Here is a 23,908-nt window from a genome sequence, read left to right as displayed (position 1 = left end):
AGCGGCCATATCGGGTCCAGGTATGCTTGCTCTCGAATGCTTGCTGTAATGATGCTTGCTTTAATAACGAGTGTTGCAAGAAGCGGGCCAGCCCTCGGGCCCCATGACGGCGCACTCCACGGCGACTGGCGGCGCATCAGTCGCACCAAAATAGTGCATACAGGAGACGCCTGCACCATCTCCTGACTCGGATCGGATCAAGGCGCCGGACGCGTTTGCCGTTCGGCCCGGCGACGCAGCGGCTCGTCCTCAGGCAGGCGTCGAGAGGGGGCGTCGAGGCGCCGCCGGGGCGTCACGACCTCCTCCTCATCGACAGGCGGCTGAGGCGGCTGGTAGGGCGGATACTCGGAATGGGGAGGCCAGTGCCCGCCATACGGTGGGCGACAGGGCCTGGGGCTGCCGTCCGGGCACCACGGCCAGGGTGCCCAGCGAGGGGGAAGCTAACCGGCTGGCTGGCGATTCACGTTGGCACGCAGCACATAGATGGTCACCGGCGAGGTGCGGTGGCGCACCTCACCGCCGGCATCCAGCAGCTCGGCCTGCAGCACATGCTCCCCGGGGTTCATGTTGGGCACCATGAAGGCCGTGGTATGCATCGCCGACTGGCTGACCCGGCCATCCACCAGCAGCCTGACGCGATGGTCCTCGCGCAGGCCCGGCTCGACCCCCAGATCCACGGTGATATTGCCGGCCGCCCCCACCGGGAAAGCCTGTTCGTGGGTCGGCGAGACGATGCGAAAGCTGTCGTAGGGCATGAACGGCTGGCCCGGTGAAGCGGATGGCGCCGCGGCCCCCTCGACGCGAGGAGCACCCCCGGTGCGCACTTCGCCGGTGGAGGGCACCACCGTGACCGGCGCCAGCTCCACCTGCTCGCCGCCACGGTCTGGGTTGTCGGTGAACACCACATTGCCCTGGGCATCCGTGGTGCGATAGATCTTCTGGGCCTCGGCGGCCACGCCGAAGGTCATGACCAGCACCAGCGTCAGCACTGCCTTGTTCATGGATCGCCCCCTGCTTGTCGCTGCGTGAGCCGGGATGGCTCGGCATCTCACTCTGCGTTGGATAGTGTAGAGAAGAAAGGGGTTCCGCCGGTAGCGGAACCCCTTTGCTGGTTCAACGAGTGCTGGTTCAGCGTGTCGCGCCGCCCCGCAGGGGGCGACGGCGATCATCAGCAGCTGTAGTACATGTCGAACTCGACCGGATGCGTGGCCATGCGCATGCGATCCACGTCTTCCATCTTCAGCTCGACGTAGGCGTCGATCATGTCGTCGGTGAACACGCCACCCTCGGTCAGGAAGGCACGATCCTTGTCCAGCGCCTCCAGGGCCTGGTCGAGGCTGTGAGCCACGGTCGGCACCTTCTTGCCCTCTTCCGGCGGCAGGTCATAGAGGTTCTTGTCCATGGCATCGCCGGGGTGGATCTTGTTCTTGATGCCATCGATGCCGGCCATCAGCATCGCCGCGAAGCACAGGTAGGGGTTGGCGGTCGGGTCGGGGAAGCGCAGCTCGACACGCTTGCCCTTGGGGCTGGCGGTGTAGGGGATACGGATGGAGGCCGAACGGTTGCGAGCCGAGTAGGCCAGCATCACCGGCGCCTCGAAGCCCGGCACCAGGCGCTTGTAGGAGTTGGTGGAGGCGTTGGCGAAGGCGTTCAGGGCACGCGCGTGCTTGATGATGCCGCCGATGTAGTAGATGGCCATCTCGGAGAGGCCGGCGTACTCGTCGCCCGCGAACTGGTTGGCGCCCTCTTTCCAGAAGGACTGGTGCACGTGCATGCCGCTGCCGTTGTCGCCGACCAGCGGCTTGGGCATGAAGGTGGCGGTCTTGCCGTAGGCGTGAGCCACGTTGTGGATCACGTACTTCATCTCCTGGACCTCGTCGGCCTTCTTGACCAGGGTGTTGAACTTGACCCCGATCTCGTTCTGGCCGGCGTTGGCCACCTCGTGGTGGTGCACCTCGACGCTCTGTCCGATGGCCTCCAGGGTGTTGCACATGGCACCGCGAATGTCGTGGAAGCTGTCCACCGGGGGCACCGGGAAGTAGCCGCCCTTGACCCGCGGACGGTGGGCCAGGTTGCCGCCCTCGATGGGACGATCGGTGGCCCAGGCACCCTCCTCGGAGGAGATCTTGTACATGGCGCCTTCGATGTCGGTCTTCCAGTGCACCTCGTCGAAGATGAAGAACTCCGGCTCCGGGCCGAAGAAGGCGGTGTCGCCCAGGCCGGTGGACTGCAGGTAGGCCTCGGCACGCTTGGCGATGGAGCGCGGGTCGCGGTCATAGCCCTGCATGGTGGCAGGCTCGATGATGTCGCAACGCAGCACCAGGGTGGAATCCTCGGTGAAGGGATCCAGGAAGGCGGTGCCGTCCTCGGGGCGCAGGATCATGTCGGATTCGTTGATGCCCTTCCAGCCGGAGATGGAAGAGCCGTCGAACATCTGGCCGTTCTCGAAGAACTCCTCATCCACATCCCGTGCGGGAATGGTGACGTGCTGCTCCTTGCCGATGGTATCGGTGAAGCGCAGGTCGACCCACTTGACGTCATGTTCTTCGATCAGGGCGAGCGTCTTGGCAGACATGGTGTCCTCCGGTTGAGCATGGCTCGATGGTTGAGGTGATTCAGGCATCACGATGCTGGAACCCCAGCAGTCTGTTGTAGCACGCCGCAGGCACGCTGCCCACGACGGCCCGGCATCCCCGGGCGCTGACCATAACAATGCAGGCAGCGTGCCAACCTTGCACCTCACGCCGGCACTCACCCTTTAACATACTGAATATAAAGATATTTACCATCGACATCGGTTGCACTCCGATGAAGCAGCGACTCGCAGCGAGAAACAGCCCGAGGCAAATTGCACCATTATGGTGCTCAGAGCGAGCGTTGCGCACCATCAAGTACCACGCCGGGCGAACGCAACAAGCCTTTGATACATTCTCTCACTCCATACTACACTTGATTACAAACTTGCCCGCCGGCCGCGACTCCTGGCCGCCATCAGGAGCCTCCTCTTTATTATGGCCTCGGAGGTCGCATGGCCCTTCCTACCGGCACGCTACTGATCGATGCCCGCAGTGCCGGCGCCAGGCTGCCCCGGGAGCTGGCGCTGGTGGCATCGCTCGCCGCCGACCAGGCCTTCGAACTGGTCGTGATCGACGATACGCGTGACCCACGCGTGGCCGGCATCGCCCGCCGCCATGGGACCCGCCACCTTCGCCTGCCCGCTGCCCCCCTGGGCGAGCGGCTCGCCAACGTCATCCCGAACACCAACGGTCCGGTGCTGGTGTTTCCCGTTATCGGCTGCCTCGACGCCACCTACACCCTGCTGCAGCTGGCCCGGCGGGTGGGTGCCGATGAGGTCGACGCCGTGATCCTGCCAGGCAGCACGCCGGGTCTGTTCGCCCGCCTGCTGGGACGCAGGCAATCCGATACCGCGGCCGGCATCTGCCTGGCACGCCACTGGTACGATCGCATCGGCGGCTGCGACCCCCGTCTCGACCGCGACGCGATCTCCGATCTGGTGGAGCGCCTGCGCCACTGCGGGGCTCGCCTGGAGCTCGCCACCCCGGCAGCGAGGCGCAGGCTGAGGCCCGGCGCACCGGGGTCGTGACGGCGAGGCACCGATGAGTACACGGCTGCGTCGGCGAACTTGCTACTCCTGAGCGCCTCTTGTCTGTACAATGCGCGTCCCACATCCCTGCCCCGCGCCTAGGGTACTTACCAGAACGTGTACATAGGTGCGTACATATCAGCGAGTCACACCTTATGAGCACGACCGTAAGTCCTTCAAATATCGAAAGTCTCAGAAACATTGCCATTATCGCGCACGTCGACCACGGCAAGACCACGCTAGTCGACAAACTGCTCAGCCAATCCGGCACGCTCGACCGCAAGGCCGAGGGGCAGGAACGCGTGATGGACTCCAATGACCAGGAGAAGGAGCGTGGCATCACCATCCTGGCCAAGAACACGGCGATCCGCTGGCAGTCGCCGGACGGCCAGGCCTATCACATCAACATCGTCGACACCCCCGGACACGCCGACTTCGGTGGCGAGGTCGAGCGCGTCATGTCCATGGTCGACTCGGTGCTGCTGCTGGTCGATGCGGTCGACGGCCCCATGCCGCAGACCCGCTTCGTGACCCAGAAGGCCTTCGACCAGGGCCTCAAGCCGATCGTGGTGGTCAACAAGATCGACCGCCCCGGCGCCCGCCCCGACTGGGTCATCGACCAGATCTTCGACCTGTTCGACAACCTCGGCGCCTCCGATGAGCAGCTCGACTTCCCGATCATCTACTGCTCGGCACTCAACGGCATCGCCGGCCCCGATCCCGACGAGCTGGCCGAGGACATGAGCCCCATGTTCCAGTCCATCGTCGACATCGTCGAGCCGCCCAAGGTGGAGCTGGATGGCCCCTTCCAGATGCAGATCTCGGCGCTGGACTACAACAGCTACGTCGGCGTCATCGGCCTCGGCCGCATCAAGCGCGGCTCGGTCAAGCCCAACCAGCAGGTCACCGTCATCACCAAGGAAGGCACCACCCGCAAGGGCAAGATCGGCCAGGTGATGACCCACATGGGCCTGGAGCGCGTGCAGACCGACGAGGCCACCGCCGGCGATATCGTCTGCATCACCGGCATCGATAGCCTGGCGATCTCCGACACCCTGTGCGACCCGGCCGCCGTCGAGGCGCTGCCGCCGCTCTCCGTGGACGAGCCCACCGTCTCCATGACCTTCCAGGTCAACGACTCGCCCTTCGCCGGCAAGGACGGCAAGTTCGTCACCAGCCGCAACATCAAGGATCGCCTCGAGCAGGAGCTGATCCACAACGTGGCACTGCGCGTCGAGCAGGGCGAGACCCCGGAGAAGTTCAAGGTCTCCGGTCGCGGCGAGCTGCACCTCTCGGTGCTGATCGAGACCATGCGTCGCGAGGGCTTCGAGCTCGCCGTGGGCCGCCCGGAGGTGATCATCCGCGAGATCGACGGCCAGAAGCAGGAGCCGTACGAAGAGGTGATCATCGACTGCGAGGAGCAGCACCAGGGCGCCATCATGGAAGAGATCGGCTACCGCAAGGGCGAGCTCAAGAACATGAACCCCGACGGCAAGGGCCGCGTGCGCCTGGACTTCATCATCCCGGCGCGCGGGCTGATCGGCTTCCGTGGCCAGTTCATGACCCTCACCTCGGGCACCGGCATCCTCACCAGCCGCTTCGACCACTACGGCCCGCTCAAGCCCGATGCCGCCATCGAGCGCCGCAACGGCGTGCTGGTCTCCATGGTCTCCGGCAAGGCCCTGGCCTACGCCCTCTATGCCCTGCAGGAGCGCGGCAAGCTGATCATCGACCATGCCACCGAGGTCTACGAGGGCATGCTGATCGGTATCAACAACCGCGCCAACGACATGGTGGTCAACCCCACCAAGGGCAAGAAGCTCGACAACATGCGCTCCACGGGCAACGACGAGAACATCGTGCTGACCCCGCCGATCAGGTTCAGCCTCGAGCAGGCCATCGAATTCCTCGATGACGACGAGCTGGTCGAGATCACCCCCAGCCATATCCGCCTGCGCAAGAAGCACCTAACCGAGAACGAGCGCAAGCGCGCCGGCAAGAAGTGACGCCAGCCTCCCCGCTCTCTCAAGCCCGCCGATCGGCGGGCTTTTTCATGGCTGTCCGCCAGGAGCGGCTTTCCCCCGGGCGTCGCGACCCTCTATGCTGGAAGCGTACCAGGCGGGGCGCCACCCCTTGCGCCCCGGACCCAGCGACAGGAGAGTCGAGATGCACAAGCACGTGGAGTGGGACGACCCCGGCGCCGACAGCGTGATGCGCCATTTCGCACAGGATGACGGCGGCCATTCCGACCCCGGCCCCGGCGATATCCTCTCGGCACGCCACGAGGGCGCCGTGGTGCGGGTGAAGGTGGAGGCCTACGTGGAGGGCACCAGCATCGGCGAGGTGGCCGCGATCATCTCGCTGGACAACGGGCGGCGGCTCAAGTCCCACGGCAAGCTCGCCCTGGGCGATACCGTGCGCCTGCCCGACAATTGTCGAGCCCTCGAACCGACCCTCGGCGACGCCGAGGAAAAGCACGATGATGACTAGTCGACAGCCTCATTTTCGGCGACGTTAACGCGGCGTAAACGCGGGCCACTGGTTCCCGACAGGGTTTTGTCGCAAAGTGGCGAGCTGGGCCACCGGCCAACGACCTCAGCTTCGGAGCCACGATGAGCACGCACAACGTCTGGACCCACAAGGGCACCTTCCTGCTGGCCGCGGTCGGCTCGGCGGTGGGGCTCGGAAACCTGTGGCGCTTTCCCTACCTGGCCGGCGAGAACGGCGGCGGGGCCTTCATCCTGGTCTACGCCCTGACCATCTTCGCCGTGGGCATTCCCATCCTGATCGCCGAGACCATGCTCGGCCGCGCCAGCCGGCGCAGCCCGATCATGGGCATGCGCTTCCTGACTCGCACCCATCACACCTCGCGAGGCTGGGAAACCATCGGCTGGCTGGGTGGCGTCTCGGCCTTCCTGATACTGAGCTTCTATTCGGTGATCGCCGGCTGGGCCATCCACTACACCTGGCAGATGCTCACCGGTGCCCTGGTCGGGGCCGACGCCGAGACCATCGCCGCCGGCTTCGATGCGCTGCTCGCCTCGCCCTCGCTGCTCACCCTCTATCACACCCTGTTCATCATCGCCTCGGGGCTGATCGTCGGCCTCGGCGTCCACCAGGGCATCGAGCGCGGGCTGCGGGTGATCATGCCGGCGCTGTTCGTGATCCTGCTGGTGGTGCTCGCCTACGGCGTCACCAACGGCGACTTCGCCGCCGCGGCCGACTTCCTGTTCACCTTCAATATCGCCGACCTGAGTCTCGAGGGCTGGCTCGAGGCCATGGGCCAGTCGTTCTTCACCCTGAGCCTCGGCATGGGCGCCATCATGGCCTACGGCGCCTACATGTCCGGCGAGGTCTCGCTGACCCGCACCGCCATCGCCATCGCCATGGTCGACACCGCGGTAGCGGTGGTCGCCGGCCTGGCGATCTTCTCGCTGGTGTTCGGCGCCGGCCTCGACGCCGGCCAGGGCCCGGGGTTGATGTTCGTCACCCTGCCGCTGGCCTTCGCCGAGATGCCCGGCGGCGCGCTGATCGGTGGCATCTTCTTCATCCTGGTGCTGGGCGCGGCGATCAGCTCCTCCATCTCGCTGATCGAGCCGGTGGCCGCCTACCTGGTGGAACGCTTCGACCTCACCCGCCCCCAGGCGGTCTTCGCCATGGTGGTGGCCAGCTGGGCGCTGGGCCTGCTGACCGTGGTCAGCTTCAACCAGTGGGCCGAGGACAGCCTCTTCCACAGCCTGTTCGGGCGCAGCGCCTTCGACCTCTTCGAACTGCTCACCAACATCTTCATGCCGCTGGGCGGCCTTCTGATCGCCCTGTTCGCCGGCTGGGCGCTGACCCACTCCGAGGTGATGAAGGAGATGCGCACCAACGAGACCTGGTTCGCCACCTGGCGCTTCCTGGTGCGCTTCGTCGCCCCGGCGGCGGTCTCCTTCGTGTTCCTGCGCGCCATCCCCCAGGTGGATGGCTACCTGATCCCGACCATCGGCGCGGTGGTGATCGTCGGCGCCTTCGCCGCCGGCCGAACCTTCCTGATGGACGATAGCCAGGAGCGATGACCCTCACCGCCTCGGCATGACACAACAAGCCGATACAGCAAGTCAGTACAACAAGATCAGTACAACAACGACGAGACATACCGCATGGCATCCATGATCGACGTGCAACACGTCAACAAGGCCTTCGGCGGCCTCAAGGTGATCAACGACTGCTCGCTCTCGGTGGAGTCGGGCTCGATCACCGGCCTGATCGGCCCCAACGGCGCCGGCAAGTCGACCCTGTTCAACATCATCGCCGGCGCCCTGCCGCTGGACAGCGGCCAGGTGCTGCTCGAGGGCGAGGAGATCACCAACCGCCCCGCCAACGAGCTGTTCCACAAGGGACTGCTGCGCACCTTCCAGATCGCCCACGAGTTCTCCCATATGACCGCGCTGGAGAACCTGATGATGGTGCCGGCGGCCCAGGCCGGTGAGAGCCTGTTCAACGCCTGGCTGAAGCCCGGCCGGGTGCGCTCCCAGGAGGCCGAGGTGCGCCGCCGTGCGCTGGAGGTGATCGACTTCATCGGCCTGCATCATGTGCGCAACGAGCTGGCCGGCAATCTCTCCGGGGGCCAGAAGAAGCTCCTCGAGCTCGGCCGCACCATGATGACCGACGCCCGGGTGGTCCTGCTCGACGAGATCGCCGCCGGGGTCAACCGCACCCTGCTCGGCGACCTGGTGGAGAACATCGAACGCCTCAACCGCGAGATGGGCTACACCTTCCTGGTCATCGAGCACGACATGGACATGATCGCCCGGCTCTGCGATCCGGTGATCGTGCTCGCCCAGGGCAGCGTGATGGTCGAGGGCTCCATCGAGGAGATCCAGAACAATCCAGAGGTCATCGAGGCCTACTTCGGAGCGTCCCAAGATGCCACTTCTTGAAGCGCGCGACGTCTATGGCGGCTACGGCGGCATGAACATCCTCAACGGGGTGAACATGACCCTCGAGGCCGACCAGATAGGCGTCATCGTCGGCCCCAACGGCGCCGGCAAGTCCACCATGCTCAAGGCCATCTTCGGCTTGCTTGTGGTTACCCAGGGCGAGATCCTGCTGCGCGGCGAACCCATCCACAACCTGCCGCCCCACCGGCTGGTACAGCAGGGCATGGGCTTCGTGCCCCAGGAGCACAACGTCTTCCCGAGCCTGACGGTGAAGGAAAACCTGCAGATGGGCGCCTTCCTCAAGCCGGGCAACGTCAAGCGCATGCTGAAGCAGATCTACGACTTCTTCCCGCCGCTCTACGATAAACGCCACCAGCCCGCCGGCGAGCTCTCCGGCGGTCAGCGCCAGATGGTGGCCATGGGTCGCGCGCTGATGGCGGAACCCAGCGTGCTGCTGCTCGACGAGCCCACCGCCGGCCTCTCGCCGCTCTACATGCACGAGATCTTCGCGCAGGTGAAGCAGGTCAACAGCGCCGGCGTCGGCATCCTGATGGTGGAGCAGAACGCCAAGCAGGCGCTGGCCATCGCCGACAAGGGCTTCGTGCTGGCCGCCGGCCAGAACCGTTTCACCGATACCGGGGCCGCCCTGCTGGCGGATCCGGAAGTGGCCAGGAGCTTCCTGGGCGGCTGAGCCTGGGAGCAGGGAGAACCAACCTCGTGAACGAACTCGTCTTCTTCTTCAACTACGTGGTCGTCGCCGGCAGTGTCACCGGCTCGATCTACGCCATCGGTGCGGTGGGCGTCACCCTGGTGTTCAGCATCATGCGTTTCGCCCACTTCGCCCACGCCGACATGATGACCTTCGGCGCCTTCACGGTGCTACTGCTGACCACCGCCTTCCCCGGGGCGGGTGCCGCCCTGGGGCTGCCCACGGCGGTGGTGATGCTGCCGCTGGCCATGCTGCTCACCGCGGCCCTGGCGGTGGGCATCGACAAGACGTTCTACAAGCCGCTGCGCGCCCACGGCGTGAAGCCCATCGTCATGGTGATCGCCTCGCTGGGCGTCACCCTGATGCTGCAGGGGCTGATCCGGCTGTTCGCCGGCACCAGCGGCGAGAGCCTCTATGTCGACGACCGCAAGGAGATCTTCCGCCTCGCCCTGCCCTTCGAGGGCGCCCGGGCACCCATCGTGGTCACCGAGCCCCAGGTGATCCTCTTCGTGCTGACCATCGTCTGCGTGGTGGGGCTGCATCTGTTCCTGTCGCGCTCGCGGCTGGGCAAGGCGATGCGGGCGATGTCCGACAACCCCGACCTGGCCCGCGCCTCGGGCATCAACACCAACCTGATCGTGGCGGTGACCTGGGTGATCGTCGGCGCCCTGGCGGCCATCGCCGGCACCCTGCTGTCGCTGGACGTGACCTTCAAGCCGGACCTCAGCTTCTTCCTGCTGCTGCCGATCTTCGCCGCGGCCATCGTCGGCGGCGTGGGCCACCCCTACGGTGCCATCGCCGGCGGCTTCGTGGTGGGCTTCGCCGAGACCCTGGCGGTGTTCAACTGGAGCGTGCTGCTGCGCCCCTTCCACGACAACCTGCCGGAGTGGCTGGCCAGCGCCGACAGCCTGGCCTTCGTCGGCACGGAGTACAAGATCGTGGTGCCCTTCGTCCTCCTGGTCGCCATCCTGGTGTGGCGCCCCACCGGCATCTTCAAGGGGAAGGTGATCTGATGAGCACACAACAACAACAAGGACAACACGAGCATCGAGAGGACCTGGTCGCCGCCCCGTCGCGCTTCCCGCTGCGCGAGGTGGTGCTGTTCGCCATCCTGATGGCCGCCATCCTCGGCGTCTATGCCGCCATGGGGGCCGCCTACAGCACCCGCATGCTGGTGGAGGCGGCCTGCTACGCCATCCTCGCCCTGGGCCTGACCATCCAGTGGGGCTACGCCGGCCAGTTCAATGCCGGGGTGATGGGCTTCGTGGCGCTGGGCGGCTACAGCGCCATGGCCTTCAGCATGCCGGTCAATGGTGAGTTCTGGGCAAGCCCCCTCTCCGGCGAACTGGGCATGGTGGTGCTGATGGCCCTGGGCGGTGTGATGGTGGTAGTCGGCGCCAGCCGCCTGCACCACCTGGGCGTGCCCCGGCGCCTGCGTACCGGCCTGGCGGTGGCCCTGGCGCTGCTCTTCTACCTGCTGGTCTCGGCCCGCCTGGGCGTGGTCACCGAACAGATCGAGTCGCAGTTCGGCTATATCGGCGGGCTGGGCCTGCCGCCCTGGCTGGGCTGGATCGTCGGCGGCGTGCTGGCCGGGACGGTGGGCTACTTCATCGGCAAGGTGTGCCTGGGCCTGCGCAGCGACTACCTGGCCATCGCTACCCTGGGCATTGCCGAGATCATCAAGGCGGTGCTCAAGAATGCCGACTGGCTGACCCGCGGCACCGCCACCGTCTCGCCGCTGCCCTGGCCGGTGCCGGGCCCCGCCGAGGTCGGCTTCACCCTGGCCCGGGCGCTCTACTTCTCGGTCACCGCGGTGATGATCGTGGTGATCTTCTTCCTGCTCACCCGCGCCTACCACGCCCCCTGGGGGCGCATGATCCGCGCCATCCGCGACAACGAGATCTCCGCCGCCGCCATGGGCAAGGACATCAACCGCCGGCGCCTGGAGATCTTCGTGCTGGGCTGCATCCTGATGGGCATCGGCGGCGCCACCCTCGGCAGCTTCAACGGCCTCTTCGACCCCCAGGGCTACCTGCCCCTCAACCACACCTTCCTGGTGCTGGTGATGGTCATCCTCGGTGGCCCGGGCAACAACCTGGGCACCATCTTCGGCGCCTTCGCGGTGTATATCATCTGGGTGATGTCCGAGCCCCTGGCGCTGGCCGTGCTCGAGCTGGCGATCACCTTCGGCGAGGGCAGCTTCGGCTGGGACGCCCCCACCAACCTCGACAGCCGCGCGCTCCAGGCCCGGGTGTTCGTCATCGGCCTGCTGATCAGCCTGGTGCTGCGCTTCGCGCCCAAGGGGCTATTGCCCGAGAAGGTCAAGCACCATGGATAGAGAGCGCCGATTTATTACTGCGCTCGATATCCTGGCCGCCGGCGGTGCTCGCTCTCCTCATGTAGCGAGCTACACTCCGGGAGCTCCGCTCCGGCGTCGACCAGCCTCTCATCGCTCGTGACATAAATCCGCACTCTCTACTGACATCATGGATTGCAACGCATCGGCCCCGGCGGGAATCCGCCGGGGCCGATGCGTTTCAGGGGGTGGAATCAGCGCAGTGAGAGCGGGCTTACTTGTCCAGGAAGCCCTTGCTGACGAACTCGCCGCCTTCGACCGCCATCTCCTCGACGATGCCGGGCACGTCGCCCTTGTCGTCGAACTCGTGGCTGCCCGAGGCGCCCTCGTAGTTGATCTCCTCGCCGGCGGCGATCAGCCCCAGGGCCTTCTCCCACTCGCCGGGCAGGATCACCTCGCCCGGGGCGGAGGAGACGCTGCGCAGCGCCGCGGAGAGGCCCTCGCGTTCGGCACTGCCGTTCTGCTCGATGGCCAGCGCCAGCAGGAAGGCGGCGTCATAGCCCTGCCCGGCGAACACCGCCTCGTGGGAAATGCCGCCCGCCTCGGCCAACTCGACGAAGCGCTGCGTGCCAGGGCTATCCGGGTTGCCCGGGCGCGTGGCGATGAAGTTGTCGTTCAGCACCTCTTCGCCCACGCCATCGAGAAGTCCCGAGATCACCATGCCGTCGGCACCGATGTAGCGGGTGAACATGCCGCTCTCGTAGGCCTGGCGCACCACCGTCTGCCCGGAGGTGTCGCCATAGGCCAGCACCACCAGGTCGGGAACGCCGGTCGCCGAGAGGGTCCCCAGCTCGGAACGGTAGTCGGCGCGGTTATCCTCGTGGGCCAGGTTCTCGGCCACCGTGCCGCCCTCGGCCTCGTAGGTGGCCACGAAGGCATCGGCCAGGCCGCGGCCGTAGTCGTTGTTCACATAGGTGACCGCCACTTCGTCGATGCCCTTCTCGAGCAGCATCTTGGCCAGCGCCTCGCCCTGGAAGGCGTCGGAGGGAACGGTGCGGAACACCAGGTCGTTGTCCTCGAGCTCACTCACCGCCGGTGCCGTGGAGGCCGGCGACACCATCACCACGCCCCCCGGGATGGCGGCGTTGTTGGCCGCGGCGATGGTCGCCCCGGTGCACAGCGCGCCGACGATCGCCGTGACCTGTTCGCTGTTGACCAGGCGGTCGGCGGCGTTGGAGGCCGCGGAGGCATCGGAGCAGGTGGTATCGCCGCTGGGCATGGCGACCTGCTCGCCGCCCAGCACGCCGCCCTGCTCGTTGACATGCTGTACGGCCAGCTGCGCCGCATCGTAGACCGGCGGGGTCAGGGTCTCGATCGGGCCGGTGAAGCCGCCCAGGAAGCCCACCTTCACCTCGGCCTGGGCCGCGCCCACGGCCAGGGTGGAGGCCGCGACCGCCATCGCTACTAGACTCTTCTTCATGTTGTTCGTCTCGCTTGGTTGCTGGGATCACACACCCCCTAAATCTGGAAGGGCAAAGGGAAAAACTCAAGTCGGCTTCGCCAACGCTCGGTCGCTCGCGCCGCCGCCATGGCGCCTATACTGAGCCGGGCAACTCCACCAACGGGAGACTTCTCATGACCCTTCGTTACCCCCTGATCCCCACCGCCCTGGCCCTGGCCATGGCCGCCGGTGGCGCCCACGCCTTCGAACCCGCCGGTGAGGAGATCGCCTACGACGTCAACGGCGAAGCCTTCCAGGGCTATCTCTCCCTGGCCGAGGGCGAGTCCCGCGGCAGCGTGTTGATCATTCACGACTGGGACGGCCTGGACGACTACGAACGCCGCCGCGCCGACATGCTCGCCGACCTCGGCTACGACGCCTTCGCCGCCGACCTCTACGGCCAGGGCAACCGCCCGGCCGAGACCGAGGCCAAGAAGGCCGAGACCGCCCGCCTCTACGAGGACCGCGAGCGCATGCGCGCCCTCACCCTGGCCGGCCTGGCCGAGGCCCGCGCCCAGGGGGCCGCGAGCAACGCGGTGATCATGGGCTACTGCTTCGGCGGCGCCGTGGTGCTGGAGATGGCACGCTCCGGCGCGGCCGAGGACGTTCACGGCTTCGCCAGCTTCCACGGCGGCCTGACCACCCCCGAAGACCAGAGCTGGCCCGAGGGCGCCGGGCCCATCCTGATCGCCCACGGCGGTGCCGACGCCTCGATCTCCCTGGACGACGTCGCCACCCTCGGCGAGGAGCTCGAGGCCGCCAGTGCCACCTACCAGATCGAGGTCTACTCCGGCGCCCCCCACGCCTTCACCGTGTTCGGCAGCGACGCCTACCAGCAACGCGCCGATGAACGCTCCTGGAGCGCCTTCCAGGACCTGCTCGACGAGGCGCTGTCGCCTTCGTCCTGATCCGGTTCCTGCCGGCCCCTTCCTTAACTCCCGCCGACCGCAGCCTGAAACGCCTCCATGACACAGAGCATGGAGGCGCTTTTTTTTCAGGAACGACAAAGTTTCTTTCTGTAGAATCGCCGCTCTGCGCAACAAACCCACCATAAAATCGCACTAACACAGCAAGGAGCCATGTCATGACCCAGCCTCCGCAAGGCACCGAGGGCAACCTCTGGCGGCGCATCCCGCTCTGGCAGAAGATCCTCGCCGGCCTGCTTCTCGGCGTGCTGGCCGGCGCCCTGATGGGCGAGAACGCCAGCGTCTTCAAGCCGATCGGCGACATCTTCATCAGCGCCATCAAGATGCTGATCGTGCCGCTGGTCTTCTCGACCCTGGTGGTCGGCATCACCGCCATGCGCGACCCGCAGAAGATGGGTCGCATCGGCGCCCGCACCATCGCGCTCTACCTGATCACCACCGCCTTCGCCATCGCCATCGGCCTGCTCGCCTCCTGGCTGTTCCAGCCGGGTGTCGGCATGGAGATGAGCTTCGAGTCCGGCGTCGAGGCCAAGGAAGCCCCCAGCCTGATTGACATCATCGTCGGTCTGGTGCCCCAGAACCCCGTCGACGCCCTGGCCAGCGGCAATATCCTGCAGATCATCGTCTTCGCCATCGGTCTTGGCATCTCGCTGACCCTGATCGGCGACAAGGGCGAGCCCGTGGTACGCTTGTTCGAGAGCTTCGCCGAGGCGATGTACAAGCTCACCGGGATCGTCATGGCCTTCGCCCCGTTCGGCGTCTTCGGCCTGATCGCGCATGTCGCCGGCAGCTACGGCCTCGAGGTACTGCTGCCGCTGGCCAAGGTGATCGGTGTCGCCTACCTCGCCAGCATCCTGCATGTGCTGGTGGTCTACTCCGGCATGCTCGCGCTGATCGGCAAGCTCAACCCGCTGCGCTACCTGCAAGGCATCCTCGACGCCCTGGTGGTGGCCTACTCCTCCGCCTCCTCCTCGGGCACCCTGCCGATCTCCATCCGCTGCGCCCAGAATAACCTCGGCGTCTCGGAGGGCGTCTCCGGCTTCGTGCTGCCGGTGGGTGCCACCATCAACATGGACGGCACCGCCATCTACCAGGGCGTGGTCGCGGTATTCATCGCCCAGCTGCTCGGCGTCGACCTGAGCCTGATGGACTACGGCATGATCATCGTCACCGGCACCCTGGCCTCCATCGGCACCGCCGGCGTGCCCGGCGCCGGCCTGGTGATGCTCTCCATCGTCATGGCCCAGATCGGTCTGCCGCTGGAGGCGATCGCGGTGATCGCCGGCATCGACCGCATCCTCGACATGGCCCGCACCAGCGTGAACGTCGCCGGCGACCTGATGGTCACCACCCTGGTGGCCAAGAGCGAGGGCGAGCTCGACGAAGGCGTCTACAACGCGCCGCGCAAGAGCTGAACCTCCCGGGGCCGGCGCCCGGCCGGCCCCACCGATTCCTCCATGCTAGAGTGACCGCCACACCCCGACGTGCGGAGGCCACCATGCAGCTCACCCACCTCACCGGCAGCCGGCGCGACATCGGCCTGGGCCACGGCCGTGCCCATGCGCCGCTGATCCACGCCAGCATCGCCGTCTACGACCGCCTCTTCCAGGACTTCGTCGGCCTCGACTGGGGCCAGGCGCGCCGCGAGGCCGAGCGCTTCGGCGCCATGATCGAGCGCCGCTTCCCCGCCATCCTCGAGGAGATGGCCGGCATCGCCGAGGGCGCCGGGCTCGAGCTCGCCGATATCCTCACCCTCAACTGTCGCAGCGAGATCTCGCTGACCCAGGCCAGCGGTGGCTGCTCCGCCTTCGCCCTCCAGCGCGGTGGTGACCAGTGGCTGGCCCAGAACTGGGACTGGCGCGCCGACCAGCTCGACAACGTGGTAGCGCTGCATATCGAGGGCGACGATGCCGCGCCGCTGGTCAGCATCGGCGAGGCGGGCATGGTGGCCAAGATCGGCATGAACGCCCACGGCATCGGCGTCTGCCTCAACGCCATCCGCTCCCAGACCTGCGGCGAGGGCCTGCCGATCCACGTGGCGTTGCGCAAGATCCTCGAGAGCCCCGACCCGGCCGGCGCCCTGGCCGTGGCACAGCGCGACCGCGTCTGCTCGCCGGCGCACTTCCTGGTGGCGAGTGCCGCCGGCGAGGCGCTCGGCCTGGAGGTGCATCCCGGCGAGCCCGGCAGGCTCCCGCCTCGGGGCGGCGTGGTGACCCACACCAACCACCTCTATGATGCCGCCGTCACCTGCCAGGTGGAGGACTTCCCTCGCCCCGACTCCCGCCCGCGCCTGGCCCGGCTCGATGCCCTGCTCGGCGAGTTCCCGGACCACACCCCGGTGGAGGAGGCGCGGCTGTTCGAGATCCTCGGCGACCACCACGGCCATCCGCTGTCGATCTGTCGCCACTTCAATCCCGACCAGCCCGCCGAGGAGCGCATGGAGACCCTGTTCGGCGTGGTGATGAACCTCACCGAGCGGCGCCTGACCCTGCGCCACGGCAAGCCCTGCGAGAGCGGGACGACGCTCGAGGTGACGCTGCCGGCGGCCTGACGGTGAAGAAGATGACAAGGATCAAAGGAGACTCAGGCGCAAACAATAATGCTTGTCATTTGTAAGGCGAGCGACTAAGGTTCCCGTGTAAACGATTCTCATCGACAGCGAGGACACCCATGAAGAAGCTGCTGTTCACCGCCGTGTGCTTCGGCCTGCTGGGCACCGCCGCCAACGCCGACGACCACGAGCGCCCCGACCACTTCGCGGGCGAGAGCGCCGAGACCCTGGACCAGGCGGTCACCCATTTCACCGAGACCAACCGCAAGCTGGCCGAGCTGCTGGCCCAGGACGAGCTCAGCAACGCCGACCTCGGCACCATCCACGAACTCACCTACACCCTCGAGAATGCCCTGGCCAAGATCGACGAAGAGCTCGACACCATGGCCGTGGACCTCGAGGAGGTGCACCTGGGCTCCGAGACCCTCGAGCACGAGCGCGTGCGAACCCACGGCGACGCCTACCTCGAGGCCGCCCAGACCCTGACCGAGTAGCGCTCTCGATCACCCTCCCCCCGAACGCACGACGGGCGAGCCATCCTCGATGGCTCGCCCGTCGTCATGTCTGGCCGCGTGCTGCGGGGCTACCCCGCCAGCGCCTCCTCCACCAGGGCCCGCGCCTGGTCGCTCATCGGCAGCCCCAGCGCCAGCTCGTGGGCCCGCGGCGACATCTTCTTCCAGGTCATCTGCACGATGCGGATCAGATGATCGTGGTCGATCTGCTTGGAGAAATCGGCGAAGTAGTTTTCCAGGAACACCAGGCAGGCGCAATCCTCCACCGCCTGGGTGCCCGGGTCGCGCCCCAGCCCCTGCTTGCGGATCATCCGCGCCACCGCCTCGGCCTCCTCCTCGCCATAGCCCGCCTCGCGCATCAGCCGCGCGGTGGTCTCGCCGGCACGCCGGCCCTGGTCACGACGCCAGGTCAGGTAGCCCACTCGGCCCTCGGGGTAGTCGCTGCGCGGCACCGTCCAGCGCTGCAAGTGCTGGCCGCGCACCGCCAACTGGATCAGCGCATCGGGGTGCTCATGCAGCCGCTCCAGCCAGGCGCTCATGCGCCCGGCATGCCACAGCTCCTGGGGCACGCGCTCACCCTCCACGCCGACGTGGCGGGGGTCCTGTGCGTGCAGCGCATCCAGGGCGGCCAGAACGGCGGAGAAAGCAGAGCTGTGGGGAGGAAGGTCGGCGGACATGCGAGGGCTCCTTGCAGGGGGCGGGTTCCAGGCCCCTCAGCATACCCATGCCGCGGAGAGAAAAAAGGTCCCCCGAAGGGGACCAGGAGGAGCACGCCAGCTCACTTGGGAATCACCACCGTCGGCGGCGACTCTGCCCAATGTATTGCGATTAACGGGCCACTCCCGGAATAGTCACTTGATAACAGTGAATTAACGAGAATATCACCCCAGCGCCCAGGGCCAGCGGTCGGCATCACGCCTCGTCGCTGCACCGCAGCAGGGCGGTGAAAGGGCCGAATGCGTCATGATGGCGCCTGGCCGTGCGACGAAGGCTCAGCCTTCGGCACCACACAGCAGGCCGCTACCGCGGATATCGGCCAGGCGCCCCTGGCCGATGCCGGAGATACGCGTCAGCTCCCCCGAGGCCCGCCACGGGCGACCGGAGACGATGGCCTCGGCGCGCGCCGGCCCCACGTGGGGCAGCGCTGCCAGGCGCTCGATATCGCTGGCATTGAGGTCGATGCAGCTCGGCCCACGCCGGCTCGCCATCAACTCTCCCCCATCGGCGGCCCGGCGCTCCAGCGCCGCCCCGTTCAGCGCCACATACACCGGCACATGATCCGAGACGCGATCGCGGGCCTCCTGATGGGCCATGGGCAGCAGTTCGGGGAAGCGCAGCACACCCTGATCGTCCGGCGCGAGGCGCTCGGCGTCATACCACAGGTTGTCGTAGAGGTTGGCATAGCGGCCCGACGTGGTCGCCAGGGTCGAGGCCCCCTCGGCCACCGCCGGCACCGCACCCAATTCACGCAGCGGCGCCCAGCCGGCGTGGCCCGGCGCCAGGTTGAAGTCGCCCATCAGCAGCCGCGGGGTGTCGGCATGCACCTCGCCCAGCCACCGCCAGTAGTCGGCCAGCGCCGCGATCTCCGGCAGGCGGTCACCGACGCCGTCGCCATAGACCACATGTACCGTGGCCGCGGTGAACAGGTCACCGCTCTCCACGTCGCGGAAGCGTGCCGAGTAGGGCTCGCGCGAGAAGACATCGCCGTGGTCGATGAACACCACCGCGCCATCCTCGTAGGCCACCTCGCTCTCGCGCCACAGGAAGCCGTAGTGCTCCTCGTAGGAGCTTCGCCCCAGGGCGTGGCTGGCCATGGAGGACCACGCCTCCCCGGAGAGTGCCTCCAGTTCCCCCTCCAGCGCCTCGAGCGCCGCCGGATCCATCAGCTCCTGGATCGCCAGCAGGTCGAAGTGATTGGCCACATGGGCCACCTGCCCCACCGCCTTGTCGTTGTTCCAGCCCAGGTGCTTGATGTTCCAGCTGCCCACGACGACATCGCCCTGGGCCGCCAGGGGAGTGAGGGCCAATAGCCCGGCCAGCAGAGAGCGGCGCATGAATCCTCCACGCAAAAGGTCGTCATCCTGACGGCCCCGCGCAGAATCATCAATGGCTTAACAAGGAAACCTCCATGTCATGGCGCCGACAAGGAGCTGTCATCACGGCAGCGGATGATGAAGTGCCCGGACTCATCCCACTCGGAGGTTCTCATGCGCTTCACCCGTCGCGACGCCCTCACGCTCGGCCTCAAGGGAGGCGCCACCCTCGGCGCCTGCCTGGCCGCCCCCTCCATCGTGCTGGCCCAGGGCCGCCGCCCGATGCTGCCCTATGGCGTGATGAGCGGCGACATGCTCCACGACCGCGCCATGCTCTGGGCCCGTGCCGACCGCCCCTCGCGCATGCTGGTGGAGATCGCCGATAACCCCGAATTCCACGGCGCCCGACAGCTGGCCGGTCCCGAGGTGCTGCCTGCCACCGATCTCACCGCCAAGCTCGACGTCACCGGCCTAGCCGGCATGGATAGCGCCCACTACCGCGTGCGCTTCGCCTCCCTCGATGACCATCGCGCCATCAGCGAGCCGGTGATCGGCCAACTGCGCCTCCCGCCCAGCACCCGCCGTGACGTGCGCTTCGTGTGGTCCGGCGATACCGCCGGCCAGGGCTGGGGCATCGACGCGTCGCGCGGCGGCATGACCACCTACGCCACCATGCACCGCCAGCGCCCCGACTTCTTCATTCACTCCGGCGATACCGTCTACGCCGACGGCCCCCTGAAGGAGAGCGTGACGCTGGCCAACGGCGAGACCTGGCGCAACCTGGTCACGCCCGAGAAGCGCAAGGTGGCGGAAACCCTGCAGGAGTTTCGCGGCCAGTTCGCCTACAACCTGATGGATGCCAACGTCCGCCAGTTCAACGCCGAGGTGCCCATGCTCGCCCAGTGGGACGACCACGAGACCACCAACAATTGGTACCCCGGCGAGCTCCTCGACGACGATCGCTACACCGAGAAGAACGCCAGCCTGCTGGCGGCACGCGCACGTCGTGCCTTCCTCGAATACATGCCGCTGCGCCAGCGTCCCGAGGCTCCCGGCCGCATCCACCGGCGCTTCGCCTACGGGCCCAGCCTCGAGGTCTTCATGCTGGACATGCGCACCTACCGCGCAGCCAACAGCCGCAACCAGCAGGATGGCGGCGAAGCGGCCAGCTTCCTGGGGCAGGACCAGCTGCGCTGGCTTCTCGACGGCCTGCGCCGCTCCACCGCCACCTGGAAGATCATCGCCTCCGACATGCCGATCGGGCTGATCGTGCGCGACGGCGAACACTTCGAGGCCGTCGCCAACGACCATCACGGCAAGCCGCTGGGACGTGAGATGGAGATCGCCGACCTGCTGCGCGCCATCCGCGACGAGGCCATACACAATGTGGTGTGGCTCACCGCCGACGTGCACTACACCGCCGCCCAGCAGTACTCACCCGAGCGCGCCAGCTTCAAGGAGTTCGCGCCCTTCTGGGAGTTTGTCAGCGGCCCGCTCCACGCCGGCACCTTCGGCCCCGGCGAGCTGGACGGCACCTTCGGCCCCGAGGTGGTGTTCCAGAAGGCCCCGCCGGAGGGACAGTCCAACCTGCCGCCCTCCGACGGCTACCAGTTCTTCGGCCAGGTGGATCTCGACGGTGAAAGCGAGGTGCTCACCGTGACGCTGATGGACGCGGCCGGCAATGCCCTGCATACCCAGGCAATGGAACCCCAGCGCGCTTGATACGCAGGCCTGACTACCACGCAAAGCGCCGCGGCGCCCGGGAACCGCGGCGCTTTTACATGGCGGGAGTCACTGCAGGTAGATGAACAGGGCAAACCCCGCCATCGCCAGCAGGAACAACGCCAGTCCGATGCGCCGGGTGGGGATACGCGACGGGCCGAACTGGGCGAGTTTCGGGTCGTCGGGGTCGTAGCGAACCTCCAGCGTCTTGCCGGTGGGGTAGTCTCGCAGCCAGGCCTCGGCCGCCTCACGCTCCGTGAAGGAAGGCGGCGCATCGAAGCGGCGGTTGTCGGTGACGATCGCCTGGCCCGCCACCTCGAAGCGCACCTCCACCCTGGCCAGGTAGCGACGCTGCTGTTCGGGGCCCTCGCGATTCTGCACCCGCGAGCCAAGCTCGATGACCTCGGTGGCGACCACCTCGGCCGTGGCCCGTGGCCAGGCGCTGACGCCGCGACGCCGCCATACGCCATAAGCGGAAAATGCCGCCCCGATCAGGGCGGCGATGGCGATCAGCAGGGGAGCCTGCGACATCATGGAACATCCTTACCAGTAGCCGAGCAGCTTCCACCATAGACCGCCCACCACGACCCAGACCAGCAGGTTGACCACGCTCATCACGAAGCCGGCGCGCCACCATTCGCCCAGCGGCACGTAGCCCGAACCGAAGATGACCGGGGAGGTGCCCGTGGCGTAGTGGGTCAGGGTCATCATGATCGAGGAGGCCGCGGCCATGCTCAGCACGAACGGCATCGCCGGCGCCCCCATGGCCAGGCCCACGGCCAGAAAGGCTCCCATCATCGCCGTGATATGCGCCGTGGTACTGGCGAAGAAGTAGTGAGAATAGAGGAATACCAGGATCAGCAAGGAACTCGCGCCAAGCCAGCCCACGCCGGTCTGGGTAATCAGGCCCTCGATGGTGGAGGAAAACCAGGCCACCACACCAAGCTGATTAAGCTGCGAGGCCATCATCACCAGCGCACCGAACCACACCAGGGTGTCCCAGGCACTCTTTTCGTTCAGCACGTCCTTCCAGGTCAGCACCCCGGTCAGCAGCAGAACGGCGAGGCCGATCAGCGCGGACGTGGCCGAATGCAGCTCAAAGGCATCACCCAGCAGCCAGGCCGGCACCCCTGCCCACAGCAGCAGCAGCATCACGAACACCCCCAGGGTGATCTTCTCGTCTCGTTGCATGCCGCCCAGGTCGGAGAGCTGCTGGCGGGCGAAGCTCGCCGCGTCTTCGGTCTTCTTGATCTCGGGGGGATAGAGCAGGTAGAGCACCAGTGGCATCAGCGCGATCGCCGCCAGGCCCGGCAACAGCATGGCCAGCGCCCAGGTGGTCCAGCTCAGCGTAATCGCGGCACCGGTAGCCTCGGCAATCAGCTTGACGGTCAGCGGGTTGGGGGCCGTGGCGGTCACGAACATCGCCGAGGTAATGGGGTTGCTATGGTAGTTGACCAGTGCCAGGTACTTGCCGATCTTGCCGGTATTCCCGTTCTCGGGGGTCGAACCGAAGCTATGGGCGATCGACTGCATGATGGGGTGCATGATGCCGCCCCCGCGCGCCGTGTTGCTGGGGGTGACCGGGGCGATGGTCAGCTCGGAAAGCGCCAGGGCATAGCCGATACCCAGCGTACGCTTGCCGAATACGGAGATGAAATAGTAGCCGATACGCGAGCCCAGGCCGGTCTTGATCAGGCTGCGGGATATCATGATGGCCACGGCAATCAGCCAGATCAGCGGACTGGTGAAGCTGCCCAGTGCATCGCGGATCGCCGTACCCGGCTGGTCGCTGGTGACGCCCGACGCCGCCACCATCGCGATGGCGACGATCGAGAGCGCCCCGATCGGCATCGCCTTGCCGATGATCGCGGCAATCGTGCCGATGAACATGGCCAGCATCAGCCAGCCCTGGTCGGAGACATCGGCCGGCTGGGGCAACAGCCACACCACCACGCCGACCGCTACCGCCACCAGTGCCGGCACCAGCCGCAGGTCCGAGGCGCCTTCTTGAGGTTGGGACATGAGCGCTTCCCCTGTAAGCATTGAAAGGAGTGGCCAGATCGAGGGGCTCACAGACGCCGGCCCCATCGCAAAGCCACGCGCACACGCTAACAGCCTTGAACTAAAGTTTTATTGATCTGGATGGGTTTCGAGAAGCCAACGCCTTCTCAAACAAACAAAAAGTACGCCCCGTATCGGTCATGGGCCGAGAGAGATCGGGGAATCCACCATCAGGAGAGTCAACGTGAAATACATCTTCGAGGTACACATCCGCGACGACTACACCGCCGAGGACTACGCCGACACCTGGGTGCGCGCCAGCGAGCTGATCCAGCAGGCGCCGGGCGCGCGGGGCACCGAACTGCACCGCAAGATCGACGACCCCGCCACCCTAATCGCCATCGCCCACTGGGACAGCAAGGCCAGCCGCGACGCCATGGAGGCCCAGCCGGCGCCCAGGGTGAAGGAGATCATCAAGAGTGCCGCCCCCTTCTGCGAGATCCGCGTGATCGGCGAGTTCGAGGAGCCGGAGTGGGTGGTGATGCCGGGCACGGGAACCGGTCACGGACACCGATGATGCCGACACCCCGGTACTAAACACCTAACGGCCTCCGCGCGGCCTCAACGGGTGCCGCGGTCGTAGTGGAAGGTCATGAAGACGATGCCCGGCGTCATCACCAGCCTCCAGGCCAGCTCCACATCGTCGTCGAACTGCGCGTCGAAGTCGCGCACCGTGTCGACCAGGGTCTCGAGCCAGAGGTCATAGAGCGACGGCGCGATATCGAGGTGGGCGCGATCGTGGCTGACCGCCACCTGCTGCAGGTAGTAGTCGGCATCGCTCGAGGCGTAGAAGGCCAGCAGGTGATAGAAGGCCTTCTTGAGCATGGCCCGCTGGCGCGTCATGTCGGTATGGCGGAACTTCACCGCGACCTCCGGTGAGGCCTCTATAAAGCGCTCGTAGAAAGCCGCGAAGAACGCCTCTCCCCCGACCTCCCGGCGCAGCACCCGCTCGTAACTCGCATCGAACAGGCCTTCAATGTCCATGATCACCCCCCAGCCGATAAGCAGGCCTGACTCAAGGCTAGGCCAGACGCTGGCGACCGGCATCGACGGATACCGCCTTCCTCGCTT

General features: G+C 66.6%; 22 protein-coding genes. 14 read left to right on the top strand and 8 right to left on the bottom strand.

The window, feature by feature from the left end:
• Positions 1-440: 440 nt before the first annotated feature.
• Positions 441-1,001, bottom strand: a complete 561-nt coding sequence (locus RAN53_RS09115; protein WP_305796503.1) for a DUF4124 domain-containing protein — start codon at positions 999-1,001, stop codon at positions 441-443.
• Between the two features lie 167 nt (positions 1,002-1,168).
• Complete coding sequence (gene glnA, locus RAN53_RS09110) at positions 1,169-2,575, bottom strand: glutamate--ammonia ligase (RefSeq protein WP_305796502.1); 1,407 nt, start codon at positions 2,573-2,575, stop codon at positions 1,169-1,171.
• Positions 2,576-3,028: 453 nt separating this feature from the next.
• Between glnA and RAN53_RS09105 the strand changes: the two genes are divergently transcribed.
• From RAN53_RS09105 to RAN53_RS09070, 8 genes are all read left to right on the top strand, one after another.
• Positions 3,029-3,604 carry a hypothetical protein gene (locus RAN53_RS09105; protein WP_305796501.1) on the top strand — a complete coding sequence of 192 codons (576 nt, stop codon included), beginning with the start codon at positions 3,029-3,031 and terminating at the stop codon, positions 3,602-3,604.
• A 155-nt stretch (positions 3,605-3,759) separates the two neighbouring features.
• Entirely contained in the window at positions 3,760-5,610 is a 1,851-nt protein-coding gene (typA, locus tag RAN53_RS09100) for a translational GTPase TypA (RefSeq protein WP_305796500.1), read from the top strand.
• Positions 5,611-5,770: 160 nt separating this feature from the next.
• Positions 5,771-6,094: a hypothetical protein gene (locus RAN53_RS09095; RefSeq protein WP_305796499.1), complete on the top strand. Its 324-nt coding sequence runs from the start codon at positions 5,771-5,773 to the stop codon at positions 6,092-6,094.
• 122 nt (positions 6,095-6,216) lie between these two features.
• Positions 6,217-7,662 (top strand): sodium-dependent transporter, encoded by a 1,446-nt coding sequence (locus RAN53_RS09090; protein WP_305796498.1) that lies wholly within the window; start codon positions 6,217-6,219, stop codon positions 7,660-7,662.
• 84 nt (positions 7,663-7,746) lie between these two features.
• Complete coding sequence (locus RAN53_RS09085; protein WP_305796497.1) at positions 7,747-8,526, top strand: ABC transporter ATP-binding protein; 780 nt, start codon at positions 7,747-7,749, stop codon at positions 8,524-8,526.
• The gene (locus RAN53_RS09080; RefSeq protein WP_305796496.1) at positions 8,513-9,217 is read left to right on the top strand and encodes an ABC transporter ATP-binding protein; all 705 of its coding nucleotides are present in this window, start codon (positions 8,513-8,515) and stop codon (positions 9,215-9,217) included. Before RAN53_RS09085 ends, RAN53_RS09080 begins: the two co-directional genes overlap by 14 nt.
• Positions 9,218-9,243: 26 nt before the next feature.
• Positions 9,244-10,248: a branched-chain amino acid ABC transporter permease gene (locus RAN53_RS09075; RefSeq protein WP_305796495.1), complete on the top strand. Its 1,005-nt coding sequence runs from the start codon at positions 9,244-9,246 to the stop codon at positions 10,246-10,248.
• A complete protein-coding gene (locus tag RAN53_RS09070; RefSeq protein ID WP_305796494.1) occupies positions 10,248-11,573 on the top strand; it encodes a branched-chain amino acid ABC transporter permease in 1,326 nt (441 codons plus the stop codon). The genes RAN53_RS09075 and RAN53_RS09070 overlap by 1 nt, the downstream gene beginning before the upstream one ends.
• 232 nt (positions 11,574-11,805) lie before the next feature.
• On the opposite strand, the gene RAN53_RS09065 is transcribed toward RAN53_RS09070, so the two are convergent.
• Positions 11,806-13,011 (bottom strand): ABC transporter substrate-binding protein, encoded by a 1,206-nt coding sequence (locus RAN53_RS09065; protein ID WP_305796493.1) that lies wholly within the window; start codon positions 13,009-13,011, stop codon positions 11,806-11,808.
• Positions 13,012-13,166: 155 nt separating this feature from the next.
• On the opposite strand from RAN53_RS09065, the gene RAN53_RS09060 reads away from it, so the two are divergent.
• The 4 genes from RAN53_RS09060 to RAN53_RS09045 all read left to right on the top strand — a co-directional run bounded on the left by RAN53_RS09060 (position 13,167) and on the right by RAN53_RS09045 (position 17,003).
• The gene (locus tag RAN53_RS09060; RefSeq protein WP_305796492.1) at positions 13,167-13,940 is read left to right on the top strand and encodes a dienelactone hydrolase family protein; all 774 of its coding nucleotides are present in this window, start codon (positions 13,167-13,169) and stop codon (positions 13,938-13,940) included.
• Positions 13,941-14,116: 176 nt separating this feature from the next.
• Positions 14,117-15,373 carry a dicarboxylate/amino acid:cation symporter gene (locus tag RAN53_RS09055; RefSeq protein WP_305796491.1) on the top strand — a complete coding sequence of 419 codons (1,257 nt, stop codon included), beginning with the start codon at positions 14,117-14,119 and terminating at the stop codon, positions 15,371-15,373.
• Positions 15,374-15,456: 83 nt separating this feature from the next.
• A complete protein-coding gene (locus tag RAN53_RS09050; RefSeq protein ID WP_305796490.1) occupies positions 15,457-16,509 on the top strand; it encodes a C45 family autoproteolytic acyltransferase/hydolase in 1,053 nt (350 codons plus the stop codon).
• Between the two features lie 119 nt (positions 16,510-16,628).
• Entirely contained in the window at positions 16,629-17,003 is a 375-nt protein-coding gene (locus RAN53_RS09045; protein ID WP_305796489.1) for a DUF6746 family protein, read from the top strand.
• Positions 17,004-17,092: 89 nt separating this feature from the next.
• On the opposite strand, the gene RAN53_RS09040 is transcribed toward RAN53_RS09045, so the two are convergent.
• Positions 17,093-17,698: a DUF4202 domain-containing protein gene (locus tag RAN53_RS09040; RefSeq protein WP_305796488.1), complete on the bottom strand. Its 606-nt coding sequence runs from the start codon at positions 17,696-17,698 to the stop codon at positions 17,093-17,095.
• Positions 17,699-18,013: 315 nt separating this feature from the next.
• Positions 18,014-19,075: an endonuclease gene (locus RAN53_RS09035; RefSeq protein ID WP_305796487.1), complete on the bottom strand. Its 1,062-nt coding sequence runs from the start codon at positions 19,073-19,075 to the stop codon at positions 18,014-18,016.
• 153 nt (positions 19,076-19,228) lie between these two features.
• Here RAN53_RS09035 and RAN53_RS09030 point away from each other — a divergent pair, with 153 nt between their 5' ends.
• A complete protein-coding gene (locus RAN53_RS09030) occupies positions 19,229-20,776 on the top strand; it encodes an alkaline phosphatase D family protein (protein WP_305796486.1) in 1,548 nt (515 codons plus the stop codon).
• 69 nt (positions 20,777-20,845) lie between these two features.
• On the opposite strand, the gene RAN53_RS09025 is transcribed toward RAN53_RS09030, so the two are convergent.
• Together RAN53_RS09025 and RAN53_RS09020 are read right to left on the bottom strand one after the other, a co-directional pair.
• Entirely contained in the window at positions 20,846-21,307 is a 462-nt protein-coding gene (locus tag RAN53_RS09025; RefSeq protein ID WP_305796485.1) for a DUF3592 domain-containing protein, read from the bottom strand.
• 12 nt (positions 21,308-21,319) lie between these two features.
• Positions 21,320-22,798 carry a DASS family sodium-coupled anion symporter gene (locus RAN53_RS09020; protein ID WP_305796484.1) on the bottom strand — a complete coding sequence of 493 codons (1,479 nt, stop codon included), beginning with the start codon at positions 22,796-22,798 and terminating at the stop codon, positions 21,320-21,322.
• 223 nt (positions 22,799-23,021) lie between these two features.
• Between RAN53_RS09020 and RAN53_RS09015 the strand changes: the two genes are divergently transcribed.
• The gene (locus RAN53_RS09015) at positions 23,022-23,354 is read left to right on the top strand and encodes an antibiotic biosynthesis monooxygenase family protein (protein ID WP_305796483.1); all 333 of its coding nucleotides are present in this window, start codon (positions 23,022-23,024) and stop codon (positions 23,352-23,354) included.
• Positions 23,355-23,398: 44 nt separating this feature from the next.
• Here the strand turns inward: RAN53_RS09015 and RAN53_RS09010 are convergent, their stop codons facing one another.
• On the bottom strand, positions 23,399-23,821 hold the full coding sequence (locus tag RAN53_RS09010; protein ID WP_305796482.1) for a globin: 423 nt from the start codon (positions 23,819-23,821) through the stop codon (positions 23,399-23,401).
• Positions 23,822-23,908 lie beyond the last annotated feature (87 nt).

This window comes from Halomonas sp. SSL-5, from assembly GCF_030708455.1.
Taxonomy (GTDB): Bacteria; Pseudomonadota; Gammaproteobacteria; order Pseudomonadales; family Halomonadaceae; genus Halomonas.
The sequence above is the reverse complement of the archived record's forward strand: the minus strand, read 5'-3'. Positions and strand labels throughout refer to the sequence as shown.